The following is a 21,677-nucleotide window of genomic DNA, read 5'->3' as shown; positions in this document are numbered from 1 at the left end:
TGCGGCATTGAAGTGGGTACGTAGTGAATTTTCAGGGAGGGCTTGCCCTCCCTGAGACCCTCCCTGCCGCAACTTCTCCTTGGAAGCAGTTAGCGCTGATGCCATAGGTACACTGGTGCACTCCCCACGTCGATGCGCATCTGCCCGCCCTGGGCTTCGACGGTGCGCATATTGCCCGAGCGATCAATGACGCGCCCACTGCTCGACCGCGTCGCCAGGTTGACCCACGCCCCCGGCGGCGACCAGAGAATGTCGAGGGCTTCGTTGCCCCGTTGGAGGCGTAGATCATACACCTCGTACCCGGTGATGACCGTGAGATCATCGAGCCAGATGGTTCCGCTGCCAACAAAGCTGTCTACAATGTCGTCAAAGACGATCGTGACGAGTGAGGCCGGAAAATCGACCCGCCGGTTTGCTCCTGGGACGATGACGTTGCCTGGTTCGACTGTGCCCAGGATCGGGACACGCAGAAAGTGCCAGCCTGGTGCTCCCGCCGGGCCAAGCACGAATTGCAAGACTTCGCCTTCCGCGTCGCGGATCAAGACCTTCAGATTGTGTGGGCTGCCATCGCCATAGACCCATACCCCGACGGCATAGGGTTCGCCGAGCAGCGGCAACGCTGGTTGACGTTCGAATGCGACGTAATTATTGCCCGTCGTCGCAAAATTATAGCTCAATTCTGCCCCGCTGCGCCCACTCCGCGCACGGCTGCTTGGGCGCAGCGTGCCGTTGGGTTCGCTGACCCGCTGCCAGGTGGCGAAGGTTTCAAAGTTGTCCACCACGTTCAGCTGAAAAAGATCACGCCTGCTCACATACGTTGCCCCGGCTATCTGCTGGTTGAGGGTGCGCAAGGCCTCAAAGGCCGGTTTCCGTGATCGGTAGTCGGCGCGCCCACTGCCATATCTGATCAGGCCATAGGGGTTGTTCGTATCATCCTTGAAGCTGTACCAGAAGATCTTCGCGACCCCTGCTTCCCAGAGCATCAGGTTGGCGCGGACAAGGTAATCGGCCTGCATCTGCTCGTTGGTGCGCCCCACCGTGTCGCGATCGCCTGGCCCACTCGCCCAACCCACCTCGGTGACCCAGATCGGCTTTTGCCCATGCTGGCTCGCAACGGCACGGACATCCGTGAGCGCCGCCGCCAGGTTGCCATCCTCGGGTCCGTAGGGGTCGACGTACGGGTGGATTGCCAGCACATCAAAGCTGTCCCAGCCACCCTGCGCCGCTACTTCGCGCAAGAACGTCGTGTCGTAGGGGTTGATCCCGCCGATCAAAATCGTTGCACTCGGATCAGCGGCGCGAATGGCCGTGGCTGTTTTGAGCAAAAGCCGCGTGTAGGCCGCCGCATCAGGGGCAGGCCGCCAGAAGATCGGGTGATCCGGCTCGTTCCAGATCTCCCAGTGATTGACATAACGACGGTAGCGCGTGACGACACGCTGGGCGTACGCGGCAAAGGCGTCGGGATCAGGGGCGTAGTATGAGACATCGTTGCTCGGGTCGCCTGGGTACGGGGTTGCCCAGCCGACCGACGGTCCCAGCACGCCAAGGACGTTGATGTTGCGGCTCAACAGGGCGCGCATCGCTGCGTCGGTAAAGGTCCAGTCCCAGACATCGGGCTGAGGCTGGACACGGTGCCAGTGAAAATCTTCGCGCGCCCACGTGACGCCTAGTTCGCTCACCAGCGCTGCTGGAGTGTCCATCGTGGTTGCGTCGGGATAACGGGTAGCTAGATGGGTGTTGAGTCCGAAGACCGCCGGCCCGGTGGGGCCAGTTACTGGAACTGAGCCTTGCTGGGCATAGCCTGTCACCGGGATCATGCTCCCGATCATCAGCGCTGCAATGAAGCTTATCAGGCACCACCGCCACAGGTGTTGTCGCATGGTTTCTTCTCTCTAGGATGCTCATTACCCACGATCCCTCGGATCGCGAAGCGAGTCCATCGCTTTACGGGGCAATTGTAAGAACTTCGTCAGTCGTTACGCTCACGCCTGCTTCAGGTTCGTAGAGGGCTTCAAGTTGTGCTTGGGGGCCGCTGTAACGCCCGGCAAGACGGGCCCGCCCGGTGAGCGTGTGGGTGTAGACCCCCGGTACGAGGTTGGTGCCGCCGAGCCGAATGATCTGCCCGTCGCGGCTCGTTGCCGCTGCGTGGATCCACGGTGCTTGCGCTGATAGGCCGAGCGGCTCGATGCCGGCAGGAAATTTGACGCGCAGGTCGGCCCGCAAGATCGGTTGGATCATGACGGTCGTCAGTCTGATGCTGATCAATTGGCCTACCTGAAGGTTGGCGGGATCAAGTGGTGCGCCATTCGTCGGGTCAAGCAATGCTTGCTCGAGGACAAAGAGGCGCGCCTTGTCGGTAGGCACGACTGGAAGCAGTTGATACGCCAAGAGGTACGGCTCGTCACGCGAGGTTGTGATGCGTAGTTCAGGCTGCGCGGCTAGCCCAGTTGTGGCGAGCTCAGTGCGTACCGTTCGCGTTACGGTTGCCTCGGTGTCAAGCACTGGTACGCCGTCAAGGGTGAGGCGCACCGAGGTTGCCTCGGTCGTTGGTGAACCTGGCAGCAGTGCAACGGCCACCCGTGCCGCATCATAGGCACTCGGCCATCCCCTGGCCGTCCAGGCTTCCAGAAGAGCCTGACTTGCCCCTGGCAGATCGGCAGAGCCAGGCCGTCGATAGCGCAAGGCCTGGGTGACGGCACCAGTGATGGCGGTGGGACTCCGTGGAAGCGCGCCGGGTAGTTCGCTGTTCCAGTGAATTGCTGTGCTTGCCCCGGGGCGCATTGGTTCACGGATCGCCAGGCTACTGAGTTGGTCGATCAGCGGCGCGGCCTGATTGACTGGCAGGGTCAGCGCCAGAAACGCTAACCCATCGGCTTCGAGCGCTTCGCTGCGCAAGCCTCCGATCCCTGGATCGCTTCGTCCAGCCCGATGCAGCACATAGGTGAGATAGGCTCGGGTGTCGGCGTCCACGGTTGAGCCGACCCGTCCCAGGTAACTGATTGCCCGCAGGTCGGGTGGGCGCGGATCGTTGAGCAGCGTGCGCACGGCGAGTTGCGCTTCGAGGGCAAAGGCGGTCACAAAGGGCTCGGACGTTGTGCCGGGCCACCATCCCCAGCCCCCATCACTCGCTTGCGCCCCCTCGAGTTCGGCCAGCGCATCACGCGCCACGTCGGCCCATAGGGTCGCTTCAGCCTCATCATTGCTACTGGCCAGCCCTGCGGCAATCAGGGCAAGGGCGGCCACTTCTTCGTTGGAACGGTCGCTAATCTGGGCGAGCGCTTCGGCCTGGGTGGCAAGCGCGGCCCGTAGACCAGGCGCAAAGGCCACGCTCAGTCGCTCGCTCTCCTCGCTCGCAAGGTCAACCCGGGTCGTCAGGGTTCCACTCCTTGCCACGGTAATGCTCTGCTGCGGGAGATCGGGGAGCAGCGTGGCCCTGGTGAGCGTATGTTCAAGTCGTTCGCCTAGCCCATCACCGGTGATCGCAAGGCTTACGCTCCCCTCGTTCGCCTGATCTTCCAGGCTTGCCTGCCACGCCAGCGCGGTCGTTTCGCCGGGGGCCAGGCCGAGCGTCTGTCCACCTACACTGGCCGGGCTCAGTTCGAGGGCGGTGGTGGTGGCGCGCACGGTGAGCGTGCGGCTGAAGGGGCTCGTATTGGTAAGCGCAAGATCGATCTGAGCTTCATCGGTTGGCCCCAGGATGACCGGTGCGATCAACCGGGTCGCAAGCGGCAGAGTCGTGGTAAGCGTTGTCGCGTCGGCAACAGGACGTGCGTCTGCCCCAAAGGCATACGCAGTGAGCCGCCACGTCCCGGTTGTCGTTGGCGCATCAACTTCCCCCGCTAACACCGCCTCGCCATCTGGACGCAAGGCGGGAAGAAGTCGGTAGGCCAACGGCATTAGTTGGGGTTGGGGCGTATTGAGGCGTGCCGGGGCAACGGTTGTGCCCTGTGGCGGAACCGCAGCGATCACTGGCGCCAGCGACGGTTCGGGCGCAAAGAGACGCAGATCAACCGCGTTGGGCAGGTGCTCGGCTGCCCCGAGCGTTATCAAGAGATCCGAGGCAGCCTGGCCTGGGTCGGCGCTTGTCGTGAGCGTGAGCGCCACTGACGCCCCGGGGCGCACCTCGGCGGGACTGGAGGCAATGCGTAGCGTCTGGGCGGCTTCTTCTCCATCCACCAATAGACGTGTCGTTCCGGCAAGATAGGTGCTGCCTGTATCAATGACCGCCCCGATGACGAGGCCCGGGGCCATCGCTGCCGTGATCGGGAGATTAAAGACCTGTCCGGGTTGCACTGTCAGTACTTCGACCTGCTGCAACCCATCGCCCGCGATCGTCAAAAGGATGTTGCCCTGACTGACCGGAGCAGCGATCAACAGCCGGGCAAGATCGCCGGGCTGATACCGCTCACGATCCGTCACCAGCGCGAACCTGCGCTCATTTGTGCTCCATCCGATGAAGCGCTGCCCATAGACCCAGAGTGGTTGCTGGTGGATGACAGTGCCGCTTCGTACGAGCACATTGTACTCACCAGGATTCAGTTGCACCAGTTCGGTGCTGGCGAGGCCATCGGCGTCGCTCACCATCTGGCGGGTCAAGATCGGGGCGGTTGCGTTGCTTGCGCGCAAGACTTCGAGTTGCACCGGGACATTTGCGGCAGCCTGACCACGCCCATCGCGCACCAGCACTTCGACCTGGCTGCGCTGGTCGGTTGCCACGAGGCGGCTCGGTAGGCGCAGCGCAAGATTGTTGCGGCCTGGCGTAAGCACACCTTCGACCATGACCGGCTCGGGTTGCCCATCGATGGTCACGAGCAGCACATAGGTCATTGCGTGCAACACGTCACCTAATGCTGGCAGACTCAACGTCAGACGCCCCTCGGCATCGGTTTGGCCCGCGCCGGTGAGGGTTACAGGTGTCGGCCACGCCGGTGTGTCGGCCACGAAGCCATCAGGCGGCGCGGGTGGGGCCACAGCTTCGAGCGTAAGACTCCAGGTAAGCCTGGTCTCAAGCGGGGGCAGGCCGTTGCGTTGCACCGTCACTTCGAGTTCGCGCTCATTCAGTGGCGTAGCGTTGAGCTCAAACGAAGGTGCTACAGGCGACACAACGCGCACGGGCATCAGGATCTGCGCATCACCGAGCGTTGCGGTGAGCCGGTATGGCCCGGGTGCTGTACGGCTCGCCAAAACCAGCGTCCCACTCACGAGACCAGTGGCTGGCTCGAATTGGCAGGTTGTTGCGAGGCCGACCGGGTTGCCGATCGGTTGGCGCAGTTGGAGGCGGCAGTTCGGTGGGTTGGCAAGCAGGGTGCCTGATTGTTGGCGGGCAAACCCAGTCACCGTGATTGTTTCACCAGGGCGATAGATCGGCTGATCGGGAAAGAGCAGCGCACTGAACGAGGGACGGGTCGCATCTGGTGTCACCAGGCGCCAATCAGTCTGCACAACCGCTGGTTCGCCATCCTCTGTCAGGGCGAGCAGGCTCCCCGTGCTTGCTGTGAGTCCCGAGGCGATCCAGGTTCCATTGGCATCTGTGCGCCCGCGGGCGACCAGGCGTTCGTCGCGGAAGAGGGCCACTGGCAGATCGGCTCGAGGCGTCCCGTCACGATCACTCGCCCAGATCAAGACCTGATCGGGGTAGTGCTGCACTAGGAGGCGGGTCGTATTTACGAGCACCACCAGGTCGGCTCGTGGCCCTTCAGGTGTTGTCAGTCGCACATAGTAGGCTCCGGGATCAAGCGGGTCGCCATCAACCAACCCGATGGGCAGACTCTGGCGCACCAGTTGATCGGGTCCCGTGGTGCCTGGCGCACGCCAGATGCGTGATGGTGCCTGTCCGTAGCGCTCCGGGACAAACCCTGCCCGTTCTTCCTGACGCAACGCCATAAAGCGCAAGAGTGCAGGTTGATCGAGCGGATAGAGACTGACACTCACGCCAGAGACGTTGCGCAGCGCGAGATCGAGCGTTGCTGGTGTGGAAGGTTCGAGGCTGACCAGACCAGCAAAGGCGCCAGGAATCGCGAGTGACGGTGGGGCCGGGGCCGTACGGAGCGACACAACTGCGTCAGTTCCGAGGGGCTCACCACTGCGATCGCGTGCGTCAGCGGCAACGGTCAACGTATAAAGGGTTGACGGTTCAAGCTCGGGTCGTAGCAGCACCTCGCTCGAACTGGTTGTCAGCGCGAGATCAGTGACTGGTGGCTCAAAGCGCACACTCGCCTCAAGCGACGCGGCGTCCATCGGCGTACTAAAGATCAAGCGAATGGCCTCTTCCGGGGGCAAGATCTGGCCCTGGCCGGGAAAGAAGGCAATCAAGCGGGGTTGTGGTTCAACCTGAAAACGCCAGATCGCGGCGGCTCCCCGCTGATCTGACGGCGACTCGCCCAGTTGCACCGCATAGCTTGTCCCGTAGGCCCAGCCTGATGTGGGGGTAAACGTAACCACCTGGGTCGCCCCAACTTGCGCCGTGGCTAACTCACCTTCGATGGTCGGACTCATCACAAGCGCCTGCCGTAACCGCTCCAGGGGAACCGGAGCATCGAGCACGAAGCTCAGCGGGGTACGAGGCGTGACCGCAGTCGCCCCGGGTTCGGGCGTGCGTGAGTGCCATTCGGGCCAGCGTGTGGTAAATGCCCAGATCACTGGCGTTCCCAGTTCAATGCCACGCAGGTCAGTCAGCGTTGCTGCGACGGTCACGGTATAATCGGTTGCGGGAAGCAGCGGACGCAGGGGCCGGATCAACAGAGTAAACTGATCGAGCCACTGACCCTCAACCTCGGCGGACGGCTCAAGCTGCAGAAAGGTTGGCGTGATTGGTTGCTGCACCTGATCAGCGTCAACCATTGGCTGACTAAAGACCAGGGCCAGCGCCGTATCAGGCGCAATACCGTTCCCCTGGGGTAGCGCCGCGAGCACGGCAGGCTCAACGGCGGTACGGAACACCACCTCGACGGGCTCTTCGAGCGGTCGCCACCAGCGGCTCAGTGCCACCTGGTCAAGGCGCACCGTATAGGTCATGGCCGATGTCAGGCGCTCGGTAGGGCGCAAGGTCAGCCCTTGGGCATCAGGTGACCAGAGCAGATCCCCCCGGACTGGTGGCTCAATCGCAAGAGCTTGCTCAACACTTGCCCGATTCATCGGCACGGCAAACTGTAGCGCAAGGGCATCCCGCGGGCGCACATCAACGGCACCATCAGGCGGGTTGATCGCAAGCAACGTGGGTACTGTGGCCCATGGAGTCAATGGGATGAACCAGCGGGCTAGAACAACAAGTACCAGCACGAGTGTGGTGGTACCAAGTAAAACGAGCCAGATCCGAGCGAGGAGGCGCAGTACGGCCATCGCGGACACACCCTCCATCGTATGCGCAGGTCGCAGTATGAGTATAGCATATCAGGTTGCGCGATCAATTGATCATTGTTATGCTATAACCTGTTATCGCGATCAAGCTACGCCTTTCGGCGGCCCCGGAGAGCTCTCACTTGTGCTGGCGAAAACAGCCAGCGAAGCTGGCTGTTTTCGCCAGCACAAGCATAGGTTTTAGGGCGACAGCCCTAAAACCTATGCGCATGGGGCATCAGCCCCAGCATAGGATACCTGTGAAACAGATTACTGTCGTCAAAGTTGGTGGCAACGAGCTTGATGACCCGGCGTTTCTGACCGGGTTGACCGAGGCAGTGGCTGCGTTTGTCGGGCCACTGATGCTTGTGCATGGCGGAGGCAAAGAAATCACGGCGGCGCTTGCCCAGACTGGTGTGCCTAACGAATTCATTGCCGGGCTACGGGTCACGTCCCCCGAGGCTATGGCCGTGATGCAACAAGTTGTTTGTGGGACAATCAACCAGCGCGTTGTTGCGAGCCTGGTACGGGTTGGCGTGCGAGCGCTCGGGCTCAGCGGGCTTGATCTTGGCCTGCTGCGCTGCGTGCCTCATCGTCCCGACGGGCTTGAACTAGGGCGTGTCGGCCTGATTACCCTGGTTGATGCTGTTGCGCTTCACGCGATGCTCGCCCAGGGTTGGGTTCCGACCTTTGCCCCAGTCGCGCTTGGCCTCGACGATGGGCTGAGCTACAATGTCAATGCCGATATGGTGGCCCAGGCGGTAGCTGGTGCGCTCGCCCCGAGCGAACTGGTCTTTGTGAGCAATGTTCCCGGTGTTATCCTTGAGGGCGAGGTGGTGCCTGTGCTTGATCAGGTCGCAGTTGAGCAGGCCATTGCCTGTGGCGCGATCAGCGGTGGCATGATCCCCAAGGTGCGTGCGGCCCTTGACGCCCTGGCAGCGGGGGCAACCCAGGTCCGGATCACCAATCTTGCGGGTTTTGCCTCGGGCGGTACCCGGTTTTTTGCCTCATGAGTAACGAACCAGCAATTCACTATGTTGTCGCGAGCGACATCTTTCGTGACCTGAATCCGACCGAGCGGACTGAAGTTGAACGGCTAATTGCCTACAATGTCTATCCGCCCGGCCAGATCTTTCATGCGCCCAATGAGTACGGTGAGCAACTCTTTGTGCTGCGTTCGGGGCGCGTGCGCATCTACAAGCTGTCACCTGAAGGCCGTGCGCTCACGCTGATGGTGCTCGAACCAGTGACGATCTTTGGTGAAATGACCATGGTCGGACAGTGGCTCCACGACACCTTTGCCGATGCCATGACCGAGTGTGTCATTGGTGTGCTGGGTCGTGACACGTTGCGCCGGATTATCGAGCGCTACCCTCAGGTCGCCCTAGCGTTTATGGAATTGATGGGCCAGCGCCTCCAAGCGATGGAAAATAAACTCGCTGATATTGCCTTCAAGAGCGTTCCGCAGCGGCTCGCCAGTGTGCTGCTCAATTTGGCCGGGGTGAGCGCTATGGCGCAACCTCAACCATCAACGCCGCCGAGTGTGGTGCGCTATACCCATCAGCAACTCGCCGAAATGATCGGCTCGTACCGCGAGACGGTCACCAAAGCCATCGGTGAGTTGCGCGAGAGTGGCATGATCCGCATTGAGGATGAAGCGATTAGCTTGATTGATCTGCCCCGCTTGCGCAAACTGGCGCATCGCTAAACGAGGTCGCTTCTCGTCCTCATGTGCAGGGTATTGGTTGTAGACAGAGAAACCGGCTAGCAAAGCTAGCCGGTTTCTCTGTCGAGAAGATGTGCCTACCGTTAGGCGCTTAGCGCCGTGCACGGGGACGATTGCGCATGCTATTGTAGTAATTGTCAATAGCTTTGCGACTGGCGTCATAGAGTTCACGCCAGTTCATCAGTTTCACATCGGGAACTTTGCGGCGTCGCTCGATCAATACCCATGACCAGAGCGCACCCTGTGCGATGATTACAAAGGCCATGATTCCGAACATAACCCAGCCATCCATAGAGGCCCTGCCTTTCCTGCGCACTCATTATGTGACATATCATACCGCGCCCTGACGGTAGATGCAAGCCTTTTGTGGGCCTTGCCCACGGTTTGGGTAAAGTTTCTTTTGCAAACATTTGCATTATACAATTATTCACACGCTCCCGACAATTTTTGATGAGATATGCTATAATCCTCCACAGTAATACCCCCGTGTTCTCGTATGGTTTGCGTGACATAACAGGAAAGCATCCTGCTCAAGTATAGCAGTCCTAGACGATGTGTGTCTGAGGAGTTCCGGCCTTAGCCGGCTAAAGTCGGAACTCTTGTTTACAACCTAGATAGCACTGCTCTATGTTTCAATGTGGCCTGTACTCTGCTTTGCGATGATTAGGCACGCGCATGATCTTGGTGCGTGTCTCAGGAAAAAGGAGTTTTTGCGATGACGCATGACCCCGCGGTCACTACGCCAGACTCAGCCCATCCCGAAGATCCGGCTCTCTTCAGCGAATTTCCGCCTACGTCGTATGAGGCCTGGCGCCAGGCTGCCGAGAAGACGCTCAAGGGGGTGCCGTTCGAGAAGAAGTTGATCACGAAGACGTATGAGGGCATCGATCTGCGGCCACTCTATGTTCGTGCTGATACCGCTGAACTGCCCCATATCAAAGCGCTGCCTGGCCTACCGCCCTATGTGCGTGGTACCAGTCCGCTCGGTTTTACCGTCAAGCCCTGGGCTATCGCGCAAGAACTGCCGTATGGTTCGCCCGCCGAGGTCAATGCGGCGGCACGCGCCGATCTGCCCCGCGGTCAGACGATGCTCAATCTGCCCCTTGACCAGGCGACGCTGGCTGGCCTGAGTCCGGCTTCTGCATCGCCCGCTCATGTGGGCCAGGGTGGGATGTCCCTCGCTTCGGTTGAGGATGTCCTGACGCTGCTCGATGGGCTTGACCTTGCTAGCCTGCCGCTCTTGATTGCCCCTGGGGTGCATGCCTTGCCGGTTACGGCGCTGATCATGGCCGCCGCGCAACGCCTCGGTGTTGCGCCTGCTCAGGTGCAGGGCTGCATCGGTATGGATCCGCTGGGGAGGATGGTGGCAACAGGTGGTTTGCCGATGCCCCTTCATTTTGCCTATGATCAAATGGCCGCGCTGACGGCGTGGGCGATCACGGATGCGCCTCAGTTGCAGACCATTCTGGTGAGCCTCGATCCCTATAGCAACGGTGGCAGTAGCGCGGTGCAGGATCTGGCTTATGCGCTCGCAACGGGGGTGGCCTATCTGCGTGCGATGCAAGATCGTGGTCTCTCGGTTGACCAGGTGGCGCCCAAGATGCGCTTCTCGTTTGCCATTGGGAGCCAGTTCTTCATGGAGATTGCCCGCCTCCGCGCAGCACGGCTGCTCTGGTCACAGGTGATCGCGGCCTTTGGGGGTGGTGACGAGGCCCAGAAGATGGTTCTTCATGCCCGTACCGCAAGTTGGACTAAGACACGTACCGATGCCCATGCGAATATGCTGCGGGTGACCGCTGAAGCCTTTGCGGCGGTGATGGGCGGCTGTGATAGCATGCATATCAGCCCCTTCGATGAGTGCATTGGTCTTCCCGATGAGTTCTCGCGTCGCATTGCGCGCAATGTGCATATCATTCTGCAGCAAGAGTGCAATTTTATGCACTTGATTGATCCGTCCGGCGGCTCGTCAGCCGTCGAGACGCTCACCGATGAACTGGCCCGCAGCGCTTGGGCGATGTTCCAGGCGATCGAGGCTGAGGGCGGCATGGCGGCCTCGCTTGCCCTGGGTACTCCGCAAGACCAGGTTGCGCAGACCCGCACGGAACGCTTCAAGGCGGTTGCCCAGCGCAAAGATGTGATTGTTGGTGCCAATATGTACCCCAATCTCAAAGAGCGCCCGCTTGTGGTGCGGACGACTGATACCGTGGCACTGCAGGCGGAACGTGGGGCTGCCTTGCACAGGGTGCGTGCTGCCGCTGATCCCGCCGTGCGTGATCAGGCGTTGCAGTCCCTCGTCCAGGCGGTGGCGCTGCGCTCGGATCTGGTGGAAACCGCCATTGCAGCCGCCGATCATGGGATCTGGCTCAGCGAACTCGCCACGATTTTGTGCAGTGTGGGGCCGGGTCCGCGTTTCAAGGCGATTCCCGCCCATCGCGCCTCTGAGCAGTTTGAGGCGCTGCGTGCCGCTGCCGATGCCTTTGCTACCACGGCTGGTCATCGCCCGACGATCTTTCTGGCGAAAATGGGCCCGGTTGCCCAGCACAAGGCTCGCGCCGAATTCGCCACCGCCTTTTTTGAGCCAGGTGGCTTTGCGATCGTTGGCGATCAGGCCTTCGAGACGCCTGAGGCCGCTGCTGAAGCTGCCCTTGCTGCTGAAGCACCGGTGGTGGTGATCTGTTCGACTGATGATACCTACCCGACGATTGTACCGGCGCTCACTGGTGCGATCAAGGCTGCCCGCCCTTCGACGACCGTTATCCTGGCGGGCTATCCCGCCGATCAGGTTGACGCTTATAAGCAGGCCGGGGTGGATGATTTCATTCACCTGCGCGCCAATTGTTACGCTGTCCTGGCCCGCCTCCAGCAGCAACAAGGAGTAGCCCTATGAGTGCAACGCCGGATTTTACGACGCTGCCCTATGCCGGGGGCGGTTCGACGCCCGATTATGCGACGTGGAAGGCTGAAGCGACCAGCGCCGCCCAGGCGGCCGGGGTCTCGCTTGATGAACTGGTCTGGCGTACGATCGAGCAGATTGATGTCAAACCTCTCTACACCGAGGCCGATCTCGCGTCGCTTGGTCACCTGGGCTACCTCGCAGGTGTGCCGCCGTATCTGCGTGGTCCCTACCCGACAATGTATGTGGCCCAACCCTGGACAGTGCGCCAGTATGCCGGTTTTTCGACGGCTGAAGAGAGCAATGCTTTCTATCGCCGTAACCTTGCCGCTGGTCAAAAGGGCCTTTCGGTGGCCTTTGACCTCGCTACCCACCGGGGGTATGACTCGGATCATCCCCGTGTGGTCGGTGATGTGGGCAAGGCCGGGGTCGCGATCGATTCGATCCTCGATATGAAGATCCTCTTCGATGGCATTCCGCTTGACCAGATGTCGGTCTCGATGACGATGAACGGCGCTGTTGTGCCGGTGCTCGCTTTCTTCATCGTTGCCGCCGAAGAGCAGGGGGTGCCCCAGGCGAAGCTGACCGGGACGATTCAGAATGATATTCTGAAAGAGTATATGGTGCGCAATACGTATATCTATCCGCCCTTGCCTTCGATGCGCATTATTGCCGACATCTTCTCGCATACGTCGCAACATATGCCCAAATACAATAGCATCAGTATTTCGGGCTACCATATGCAAGAGGCTGGTGCAACCGCCGATCTTGAGCTTGGTTATACTCTGGCTGATGGCCTCGAATATGTGCGCACCGGTCTCCAGGCCGGGATTCCGATCGACTCGTTTGCCCCGCGCCTCTCCTTCTTCTGGGCCATTGGCATGAACTATTTCATGGAAGTAGCCAAGATGCGCGCTGGCCGCCTCATCTGGGCCAAGTTGATCAAGCAGTTTGATCCCAAGGATCCCAAGTCGATGGCGCTCCGTACCCATTCGCAAACGTCGGGGTGGAGCCTTACCGAGCAGGATCCCTTCAATAATGTGGCCCGTACCTGCATCGAGGCGATGGCTGCCGCCCTCGGGCATACCCAGTCGCTCCATACCAATTCGCTTGATGAGGCGATCGCCCTGCCCACCGATTTCTCGGCGCGCATTGCACGCAATACCCAACTCTTCCTCCAGGACGAGACGGGGATCTGCAAGATTGTTGATCCCTGGGGCGGTTCCTACTATCTCGAAGCGCTCACCGATGCGCTCGCTCGCCGCGCCTGGAGCCATATTGAGGAAGTTGAAGGCCTTGGCGGGATGGCCAAGGCGATTGAGGCCGGGGTGCCCAAGTTGCGCATCGAAGAGGCCGCCGCCCGGCGTCAGGCCCATATCGACTCGGGCCAGGAGACCATCGTCGGCGTGAATCGCTACCGCATGACGAAGGAAGATCCGATTGATATTCTTGAGGTGGATAATACCGCCGTGCGTGAGTCGCAACTCAATCGGCTCGCCCATCTGCGCGCCAATCGCGATGAGACCCGCGTCAAGTCGGCGCTCGGCGCGATCACCGAGGCGGCCGCAAGCGGTGAGGGCAATCTCCTTGGCTTGGCCATCGAGGCGGCCCGTGTCCGGGCAAGCCTTGGCGAGATCTCGATGGCGATGGAGCAGGTCTTTGGGCGTTACAAAGCCCAGATCCGTTCGATCTCTGGGGTGTATGGCAGCGAGTATAGCGATGCCGAGGCGATCCGCACGGTGCGTGCCATGACCGACGACTTTGCTGAGCGTGAAGGACGCCGCCCCCGGATCCTGGTCGCCAAGATGGGGCAGGATGGGCACGACCGCGGGGCCAAGGTGGTCGCGACCGCTTTTGCCGACCTCGGCTTCGATGTTGATATTGGCTCGCTCTTCCAGACCCCCGATGAGGTTGCACGTCAGGCGGTCGAGAACGACGTCCATATCATTGGAATGAGTTCCCTCGCCGCCGGGCACAAAACGCTGCTCCCTCAGCTCGTTGAGGCCCTTCGCGAACAGGGCCGCGAGGATATTATGATTATCGTCGGCGGCGTCATTCCCGCGCAAGACTACGACTTCCTGCGCGAGCATGGGGCTTCGGCGATCTTTGGCCCGGGCACGGTCATTCCGGTTGCCGCCCAAAAGATCCTGCACGAACTCAACCATCGGCTTGGTGAGTCGGAAGAAGAGCCATCGGCGCATCCTGGGGCGATGGCCGGAGATCGGGGCACCGCATGACCGACCGCAGACATCCAACAGAGTGGACTCCGGCAACGGGGGCTGAAGGCTTTGCCACTCATGTCATGGATGGCGTGGCCGGTGGACACGACGGTCTGGCGGGTTCGCCCGCTAGACCGTCTGTCCCTCCCTCGAAACGCCGCCCTCCGCTTTCGGTGGAAGCGAGCGTTGAAGGGGTGCTGGCGGGCAATCGCACGGTGCTGGCGCGTACGATCACGCTCGTCGAGAGCAATGCGCCTGCCCATATTGCCAAAGCCCAGCAGGTGATCCAGGCGATCTTGCCGCATACCGGCAACTCGATCCGGGTTGGCATTACTGGTGTGCCCGGGGTGGGCAAAAGTACCTTCATTGAAGCGCTTGGCACCTTGCTCTGCCAACGTGGTCACAATGTCGCCGTGCTTGCCGTTGACCCGAGCAGTACGTTGACCCGGGGCAGCATTCTCGGCGATAAAACGCGGATGGAGGTACTCTCGCAGCAACCGAACGCCTTCATTCGCCCCTCGCCAACCAGTGGCAGCCTGGGTGGGGTGGCGCGCAAGAGCCGCGAAAGTATGCTGCTTTGTGAAGCGGCTGGCTTTGATGTGATCCTGGTCGAAACCGTCGGCGTCGGTCAGAGTGAGATCGCCGTGCGCTCGATGGTGGATTTCTTTCTCTTGTTGATGCTGTCGGGTGCGGGCGATGAGCTGCAAGGCATCAAAAAAGGCATCATCGAACTTGCCGACGCGCTCGTGATCACCAAAGTTGATGGCGACAACCGGGCGCAGGCCAAAGGTGCCCAGGCCGAATACAATCGCGCCTTGCACTACCTGACCCCCGCCACCGAGGGTTGGAAACCGCGCACCTATACCTGTTCATCGCTGAACGGCGAGGGCATCCCGGAAGTCTGGACGATGATCGAGCGTTTCCGCGAAACAACGACCGTCTCGGGTTTCTTCGCGGCCCGGCGCCGCGATCAGGCGCTCGCGTGGGTCTACACGATGGTCGAAGATCAGCTCAAAGCCAACTTTTTTGCCCATCCTGCCGTCAAAGCGCAACTCCCCCAGATCGAGCGCGCTGTTGTCGAAGGCAAACTTCCTGTCACCGTCGCTGCCCAGACCTTGCTCGAGGCATTTGAGCGTCAGCCTTGAGTCGCCCTGCTGCGCCAGGGTATGCGAGCCAGCAACGCTGGTTCGCATGCCCTACGTAAAGATCCGCCACAGATCAAAGCTCAGCGAGCCGAGAATGAGCAGCAGAATCACGCCCGACAGCGGTAAAATATCAAAGCGACGTGGGTGACGATTGCGCCAGAAATAGCGCAGGCTGCTGACCAGCAGGCTCAGCGCAATGACATCAAGCAGAAGTACCAGGGCCAGCGAAAAGTCGCCTGTTAGCCCAATCAGCGGGAGTACCACTGGCAAAATCATGTATTGCAAGGTGCAACGCACCCCTGAAATAATCAACGACAGCCCAAAGCGCCGCTCAGCAGGGGCGCTCGGCACTTCTGCATCTTCCTCAAACACCTCGCCTGTTTCAGGCTCAACGACGGTTACCGGCGGTGGCACCGTCACAAAGAGGATCTTGCCCATCCACTGATCAAAGGTTTCGGTCAGTTGCATACGCTGCGTACTCCTCACAATTAGCGCGATCATGCCGGTATTATATACCATTTCAGATTGCAGATTTTGGCTTGCAGATTGCCGCGCATGATGTTCAAATGTGCTTTAGGAGCAATCCTATTGCGTCGCGGGGTGTCAAGCGTTGCGTTGGTTTTATGCGTACGTGTCATTGGGTGTTGTCTCGGCAAGCTTGCCATTGATAACGTGAAAGACGCGATCAGGTTCGAGGTAGAGCCCATCGGTATTGTTCTGGTTGGGCTGATACGGCTCAGGATGCCGTTGGAACTGCGCGTGCGTGACCATCACGATGGTCTTCCCGGCCTGCCGCGTCAGGCGATCAAGCAGATCGAGCACCTGACGTCCGGTTTCCGCATCGAGGTTGCCCGTCGGTTCGTCAGCCAGGATCAGCGCCGGGTCGTGCACCAGGGCCCGCGCAATCGCGATCCGCTGCTGTTCCCCCCCGCTGAGCCGGTCAGGATAGCTTGCCCCCCGGTCGCCAAGCCCGACGGCCTCTAGCATCGTCTGGGCTTTACGCTCGGCCTTGGGGCCAGTTTGTCCATTCAGTTCAAGGGGCAAGAGCACGTTCTCACGAACAGTGAGCGTTGGCACCAGGTTGAAGAATTGAAAGACAAACCCGACGCTCCGCCGTCGAAACAAGGTTCGCGCTCGCTCATTGAGTTGGTTCAGGATCTGGCCGTCAACGCAGACCTTGCCTGCGTCGGGTTGGTCAATGCCACTGATCAGGTTGAGCAGGGTGCTCTTGCCGCTGCCACTCTTGCCCATCAGCACGACTAGTTCCCCCCGGTTGACCTGGAGATTCAGTTCGTGCAACACAACCCGTTTCCGTCCTGCCTCTTCATAACTCTTGCTGACCCCGTCAAGTTGGATCAGGGTCTTCTCCTGTTGAGCATGCATGAAATCACTATTTCCAGGCGTTCTGGTAATATGTCAGGCAGAACGCGTTGTGTGAAAAAGCCCTCGCCCTTTCAGCATACCATGATTTTGTCGTAGCTCACAGGGGCGCAAAACGAAGCGGCGACCCATTGGGTCGCCGCACTCGCACGGATTACGAGAAGTTCGCTGTCCCGCTCGATTCTAGCAAACCAGCGGGGAGAAGATGAGGTTCACGGAGAAATAAGAAGCAATAATAGCACGTTGTTGGATCACAACGGAAGGCAGTTGCTTGCCACTCATCAAGTGGGGCCGCGTTCTTCTAGATGCTTCCAGCATATATGATCGCGGGCTGACTCTCAATAGTCCTTTACTCCCCCTTTGCTATGGCCCATGTGATGGAGGCCCTGTAGCGGGGGCGGGGCACGGCGGTGCCGGGTCCGTATGGCAGCGGCGGGGCACGGTACTGCCGAGCCCTCGGCGGTGCCGCGACCCCAGGGCGCTTGCATCTTCCGTATATGCACCCCGCCAGGGCACGCGCCAGGGCACGGGCCAGGGCACGCGCCAGGGCACGCGCCAGGGGTGCCCCTACACCGGGCCCTCCCCCTGGCCCGGTACGGGCACCCCTGGCGGGTGCCCCGTTGTATCCGCTTTCGTATGCTGCCATTGCCCTGGCCGAGCCCCTGGCTCTGCTATGGCCTCGGCACCGCCTGTGGTACAATTCAACGCAAATAGATTAGCCTCAGCAGGTGACAGCGTATGCCGCCGAAACGTAGCTCGACAGGTCCAACGCTCTTTGATGCCCAACGTGCGCAGGCGCTTGAACATCAGGCGCCGCTGGCAGCGCGGATGCGCCCGCGTACACTCGATGAGTATCTTGGACAGGAGCAGATTGTTGGCGAGGGCCGGTTGCTGCGGCGGGCGATTATGGCCGATCAGCTCTTTTCGATCATTTTGTGGGGGCCCCCCGGTAGCGGCAAGACGACGCTGGCCCGCATTATTGCGGCAAGTACTAGTTCACACTTCGAGCCGCTCAGTGCGGTCAGTGCCGGGGTTAGCGATCTGCGTCGGGTTATTCAAGAGGCGCAGGATCGCCTGGGGATGTTTCAGCAGCGGACAGTGCTTTTCATTGATGAGATCCATCGTTTCAACAAGGCGCAGCAGGATGCGGTGTTGCCCTTTGTGGAAGATGGCACGCTGACGCTCATCGGTGCGACGACCGAGAACCCTTCGTTTGAAGTGAATAATGCGCTGCTTTCGCGGGCGCGGGTCTTTACCCTCCAGGCCCTCAGTGATGAGGCGATGGGGCAACTAGTTGATCGGGCGCTGGCTGATGAGGTTCGCGGGCTCGGCTCGTTCAAGGTCATGCTCGCTGCCGATGCACGTGGCTATCTGGTCAATATGTCTAATGGCGATGCCCGTACCGCACTGAATGCCCTCGAAGCCGCAGTTTTGTCCAAGCCGCCGAGTCTCGGTGATAAGCGTTTGATTACGCTTGATGATCTTCGTGATGCCTTGCAGACCCGGGCGACCCGCTATGATAAGCACGGCGAACTGCACTACGATGCGATCTCGGCCCTGCACAAAAGCGTGCGTGATAGCGATCCTGATGGGGCGCTCTACTGGCTTGGGCGGATGCTGGATGGGGGCGAAGACCCGCTCTATATTGCGCGGCGCATCGTCCGCATGGCCCTGGAAGATATTGGCATGGCTGATCCAGCCGCGTTGCCGCAGACCATCGCGGCGCAGCAGGCGATCCACTTTCTTGGTCAGCCCGAGGGCGACCTTGCGCTTGCGCAGGCGGTCGTCTATCTTTGCCAGGCTCCCAAGAGCAATGCCGTCTATCGGGCGTATGGGGCGGCGCTCAAGGATGTCGCCGAGACCCGCAATGAACCAGTGCCCCTGCATCTGCGCAATGCACCGACCCGTTTGATGAAGGGCCTTGGGTACGGCAAGGGCTACGAATATGCCCACGACCTCGCCGAAGGCCGGAGCGATCAGACTCACCTGCCCCCCAATCTTGAGGGCCGCATCTATTATGAGCCAACCGACCGCGGCTTCGAGAGCCTGGTGCGCGAACGATTCGCTTGGCGTGAGCAACGCCAACCTGCTCGTCCATCTTCCCCGCCAGCATCATCGGTTGCCCTTGACCCTCAGGCGCTCTCAGGCGAAGAATCCCAGGAATTGCCCGAAGCAACCCCGCCCCCACCGCAGGGTTCTCGGCGAGCACGCCGGTCATAAGTAGTAGCGGGGACGGTCCTTTTTATGGGCAAGGGCGCTATCAGGATGGCCGGGGCGAGTTGCTTTTTGATGGGCCTGATCTGGCAACCCGCTACGAATGGGTGCGTGCCGAACGCCTGGCCCCCTTGCTTCAGGGCATTCGCTTGATTGTCATCCACGCCTGTCAATCGGCGATGCTACAGCCTGGTGATCACGAGCGCGGGCTGTTGACCGGCCTTGCGCCAGCGTTGAGCGCCGTGTCAGAGGCTGGTGTTGCGATGCAGTTGACGAATTCGGAGGCGTGCGGCAACCCTCTTTTCCGAGGTCTTCACCTGATGATGAAGTGGCACCTGCCTCAACCTCGGTGACTCTGCACGTGCTCGAGAGCTTTGTTCGTACGACTACACCTGGCTTTGGGCAACTGGCCCCAGCCGAGCGGACATTTGCGTCTACGCGATCCGTGTGTGCTTGAACCGCTGCTTGCCCACTTGCAGGACGAGGATGAGGATGTTTGTGAGTGCGCCGCAAGCGCGTTGGCCGCCCTTGGCGAGGTCGCCCTGGACCCATTGGTTGCCGTGTTGCACGATGCACAGGCAAATGTCAGGTTGTATGCAACCTCGGCCCTCGGAGCGATCAACGACCAGCGTGCGGTTGATCCACTGCTGACTCTGCTTGATGATCCAGATATCTATGTGTGCGCCGCAGCGATTGCGGCCCTTGGCAAGCTTGGCGATCATCGCGCGGTCGAGCCGATCATGGCTGTGCTGCACACGCCAGACACGGATCTCCGCGACAGCGCGATCGAGGCGCTTGGCAATCTGCAGGATGTGCGGGCGCTGCCAACCCTGATTGCCGCCCTCGCTCTTGAAGCTCCTGAGGGCGATGAAGATGATAACGAAGATGAAGCTGGTGACGATGCCACGCAATCCTTTGACGTCTCTATCCCGAACTGGCTGAGGGCCGAGCCGGAAGAAGAAGAGGATGCGCTCGTCAATAGCGTCGCCGTTGAGGCCCTGATCAAGTTTGGTGAGGCGGCACTCAGGCCGTTGAAGGCAGCAGTTGATTACTCACGTCGTGGCTGGGCATATTATGAATTGGGCAAATATGCCCTTGCGCTCGCCGATTTTGAGGAGGCTGACAACTATCTTGCTCAAGGAAGGGTTTTTGAGACAAATCAACGGATGGTATCAACTATTACTGGCGGGCGTTAGCCTACCTGAGTGCGACCCACTGGCAGGAAGCGATCCAGGATCTTGACAATGATGCGTGGAAGACCAAGGCCGATGATCTCGTGAGCAAAGCCTATGGTGTCCTCTGGCGTGGGATAATCTGCCTCAAGCAAGATCAGGTGTTAGAGGGACAGGCTCATTTGATGTACCAGCGTATTCTTGAAGCGAAGCCACTGCGCCATCAATGCTTTATGAGCTTGCAGGTGACAAAGAAAGAAGGTGAAGAACGGGGTTCTTCACCTTCTTTCTTTGTATCGGTACGCGAGGTTCTACGGCAACCTATCCTTCAACGGTCTCAGAAGGTGTCGCGCTTTCAACCGTCTCATTCTCAAGATGGATGTCGGCAAGTTCACGCAGCGCGGTAAACAGATCAACATCAAGAATGACACCGGTCGGATAGCCTTTTTGCGTCACAATAATGGGCTGATGGTTGGCCCGTGACCGCTTGATGAGGGCTGCCAACGACGATGCGGCCTTGGAGATTGGTACGACACCCTGCTTCAAGTCAACGTCCAGCGTATAATCCTTCAGATCTACCATTCTAATCCTCCGCTACAATCTTCTCACCATGACGATCCACACAGTCAACACGGCTGTTGACGATGCCAACAATAGCTCTACCCGCTTACCCGCATTGCTGTCAGTTTGTACAGTGGATGAGACTGTGCGGGGCTACATGGTAGACTAAAACAACATAGTTTGTTAACCTGAATCTTATGCTGTTCGTGTTATAATTATAACGCCTTTTTTCTATTTGTTGAAGAAATATCTAGATCTATTTGTTATGATAATGATGCATATTATGACTTTCAAGACTGAGATTCGCTTTAGAGCAAGGTATAGCTACGAGGTGTTGAGCTGGATCTGGCAGGTGCCTGTGACCTTCTGGATGACCCCTAACTAAATTTTAACTATTATACATGAAGCTGACAGATTATACAAGGCGCACATGTGGAAGTTGAGGTACAATGAAAATAGCCTTTGAGATAGTGACTGTTCCAAGATGTAGAGATAGAGGTATAACAGAGGATGATTGACCAATCGCGTTTTCGTCAAGTAATGGGGCGCTTTCCTTCCGGAGTTACGGTTGTTACTTCGGTCTATGAAGGTCGGCCAGCCGGGTTGACTGTTAGTTCGTTTACCTCACTTTCACTCGATCCCATGCTCGTGCTCGTCTCGATTGATCATCGTGCAGGTAGTCACGCGGTGATCAGTACCTCGGGTCGGTATGCCGTCAATATTTTGGCCGAAGATCAAGAGTATATCTCGCGCCGCTTTGCTAGCGAAGAGGCCGAGAAGTTTACCAGTGGAACCTTTGATATTTCGCCCAATGGCTTGCCTCTGTTACGTGGCGTGCTTGCCCATATCGAGTGTGACGTCCACAGTACGTTGCCCGGGGGCGACCATACGATTTTTGTCGGTGAGGTGATCGCTGCGCAGTGCTACGAGGGTAATCCGTTGCTCTACTATCGCTCAGGCTATCATCGCCTTGGCTAGTTCTTCTTTTGTTCATAGAATGCAAAGTTTGTTCTTTCACCGCATTTCACCGAT

At 59.5% G+C, this 21,677-nt stretch carries 15 protein-coding genes; 9 read left to right on the top strand and 6 right to left on the bottom strand.

Going from position 1 to position 21,677, the window contains the following annotated elements:
- Window positions 1-89: 89 nt before the first annotated feature.
- Together EKD05_RS18380 and EKD05_RS18375 are read right to left on the bottom strand one after the other, a co-directional pair.
- Window positions 90-1,880, bottom strand: coding sequence for a cellulase family glycosylhydrolase (locus tag EKD05_RS18380; RefSeq protein WP_129675566.1), 1,791 nt, complete (start codon window positions 1,878-1,880; stop codon window positions 90-92).
- 64 nt (window positions 1,881-1,944) lie between these two features.
- Window positions 1,945-7,338, bottom strand: coding sequence for an Ig-like domain-containing alpha-2-macroglobulin family protein (locus EKD05_RS18375; protein WP_165360796.1), 5,394 nt, complete (start codon window positions 7,336-7,338; stop codon window positions 1,945-1,947).
- A 257-nt stretch (window positions 7,339-7,595) separates the two neighbouring features.
- Here EKD05_RS18375 and argB point away from each other — a divergent pair, with 257 nt between their 5' ends.
- Together argB and EKD05_RS18365 are read left to right on the top strand one after the other, a co-directional pair.
- Window positions 7,596-8,348 (top strand): acetylglutamate kinase, encoded by a 753-nt coding sequence (gene argB, locus EKD05_RS18370; protein WP_129675560.1) that lies wholly within the window; start codon window positions 7,596-7,598, stop codon window positions 8,346-8,348.
- Entirely contained in the window at window positions 8,345-9,043 is a 699-nt protein-coding gene (locus tag EKD05_RS18365; RefSeq protein WP_129675558.1) for a Crp/Fnr family transcriptional regulator, read from the top strand. Before argB ends, EKD05_RS18365 begins: the two co-directional genes overlap by 4 nt.
- Window positions 9,044-9,152: 109 nt before the next feature.
- On the opposite strand, the gene EKD05_RS18360 is transcribed toward EKD05_RS18365, so the two are convergent.
- Window positions 9,153-9,353 (bottom strand): hypothetical protein, encoded by a 201-nt coding sequence (locus EKD05_RS18360; RefSeq protein WP_129675555.1) that lies wholly within the window; start codon window positions 9,351-9,353, stop codon window positions 9,153-9,155.
- A 423-nt stretch (window positions 9,354-9,776) separates the two neighbouring features.
- On the opposite strand from EKD05_RS18360, the gene EKD05_RS18355 reads away from it, so the two are divergent.
- The 3 genes from EKD05_RS18355 to meaB are packed head-to-tail and all read left to right on the top strand — an operon-like array spanning window position 9,777 to window position 15,318.
- A complete protein-coding gene (locus tag EKD05_RS18355) occupies window positions 9,777-11,948 on the top strand; it encodes a methylmalonyl-CoA mutase family protein (RefSeq protein ID WP_129675552.1) in 2,172 nt (723 codons plus the stop codon).
- Complete coding sequence (gene scpA, locus EKD05_RS18350; RefSeq protein WP_129675549.1) at window positions 11,945-14,191, top strand: methylmalonyl-CoA mutase; 2,247 nt, start codon at window positions 11,945-11,947, stop codon at window positions 14,189-14,191. The genes EKD05_RS18355 and scpA overlap by 4 nt, the downstream gene beginning before the upstream one ends.
- Entirely contained in the window at window positions 14,188-15,318 is a 1,131-nt protein-coding gene (gene meaB / locus EKD05_RS18345) for a methylmalonyl Co-A mutase-associated GTPase MeaB (RefSeq protein ID WP_129675546.1), read from the top strand. Before scpA ends, meaB begins: the two co-directional genes overlap by 4 nt.
- Window positions 15,319-15,369: 51 nt before the next feature.
- Here the strand turns inward: meaB and EKD05_RS18340 are convergent, their stop codons facing one another.
- Together EKD05_RS18340 and EKD05_RS18335 are read right to left on the bottom strand one after the other, a co-directional pair.
- Window positions 15,370-15,786 carry a hypothetical protein gene (locus EKD05_RS18340; RefSeq protein ID WP_129675543.1) on the bottom strand — a complete coding sequence of 139 codons (417 nt, stop codon included), beginning with the start codon at window positions 15,784-15,786 and terminating at the stop codon, window positions 15,370-15,372.
- Between the two features lie 153 nt (window positions 15,787-15,939).
- A complete protein-coding gene (locus EKD05_RS18335; protein WP_129675540.1) occupies window positions 15,940-16,701 on the bottom strand; it encodes an ABC transporter ATP-binding protein in 762 nt (253 codons plus the stop codon).
- A 735-nt stretch (window positions 16,702-17,436) separates the two neighbouring features.
- Here EKD05_RS18335 and EKD05_RS18330 point away from each other — a divergent pair.
- The 3 genes from EKD05_RS18330 (at window position 17,437) to EKD05_RS18320 (ending at window position 20,108) form a co-directional block, all read left to right on the top strand.
- Window positions 17,437-18,918 carry a replication-associated recombination protein A gene (locus EKD05_RS18330; protein WP_129675537.1) on the top strand — a complete coding sequence of 494 codons (1,482 nt, stop codon included), beginning with the start codon at window positions 17,437-17,439 and terminating at the stop codon, window positions 18,916-18,918.
- 59 nt (window positions 18,919-18,977) lie between these two features.
- On the top strand, window positions 18,978-19,265 hold the full coding sequence (locus EKD05_RS18325) for a hypothetical protein (protein WP_129675533.1): 288 nt from the start codon (window positions 18,978-18,980) through the stop codon (window positions 19,263-19,265).
- A gap of 75 nt (window positions 19,266-19,340) precedes the next feature.
- Window positions 19,341-20,108: a HEAT repeat domain-containing protein gene (locus EKD05_RS18320; RefSeq protein ID WP_165360795.1), complete on the top strand. Its 768-nt coding sequence runs from the start codon at window positions 19,341-19,343 to the stop codon at window positions 20,106-20,108.
- A gap of 297 nt (window positions 20,109-20,405) precedes the next feature.
- On the opposite strand, the gene EKD05_RS18315 is transcribed toward EKD05_RS18320, so the two are convergent.
- The gene (locus EKD05_RS18315) at window positions 20,406-20,666 is read right to left on the bottom strand and encodes a type II toxin-antitoxin system Phd/YefM family antitoxin (protein ID WP_129675527.1); all 261 of its coding nucleotides are present in this window, start codon (window positions 20,664-20,666) and stop codon (window positions 20,406-20,408) included.
- 489 nt (window positions 20,667-21,155) lie between these two features.
- Here EKD05_RS18315 and EKD05_RS18310 point away from each other — a divergent pair, with 489 nt between their 5' ends.
- Window positions 21,156-21,623: a flavin reductase family protein gene (locus EKD05_RS18310; protein ID WP_129675524.1), complete on the top strand. Its 468-nt coding sequence runs from the start codon at window positions 21,156-21,158 to the stop codon at window positions 21,621-21,623.
- The last annotated feature ends 54 nt before the right edge of the window (window positions 21,624-21,677 follow it).

It is taken from the genome of Candidatus Chloroploca sp. Khr17 (genome assembly GCF_004138165.1).
Taxonomy (GTDB): Bacteria; Chloroflexota; Chloroflexia; order Chloroflexales; family Chloroflexaceae; genus Chloroploca.
This window is presented reverse-complemented; position numbering and strand designations above follow the sequence as displayed.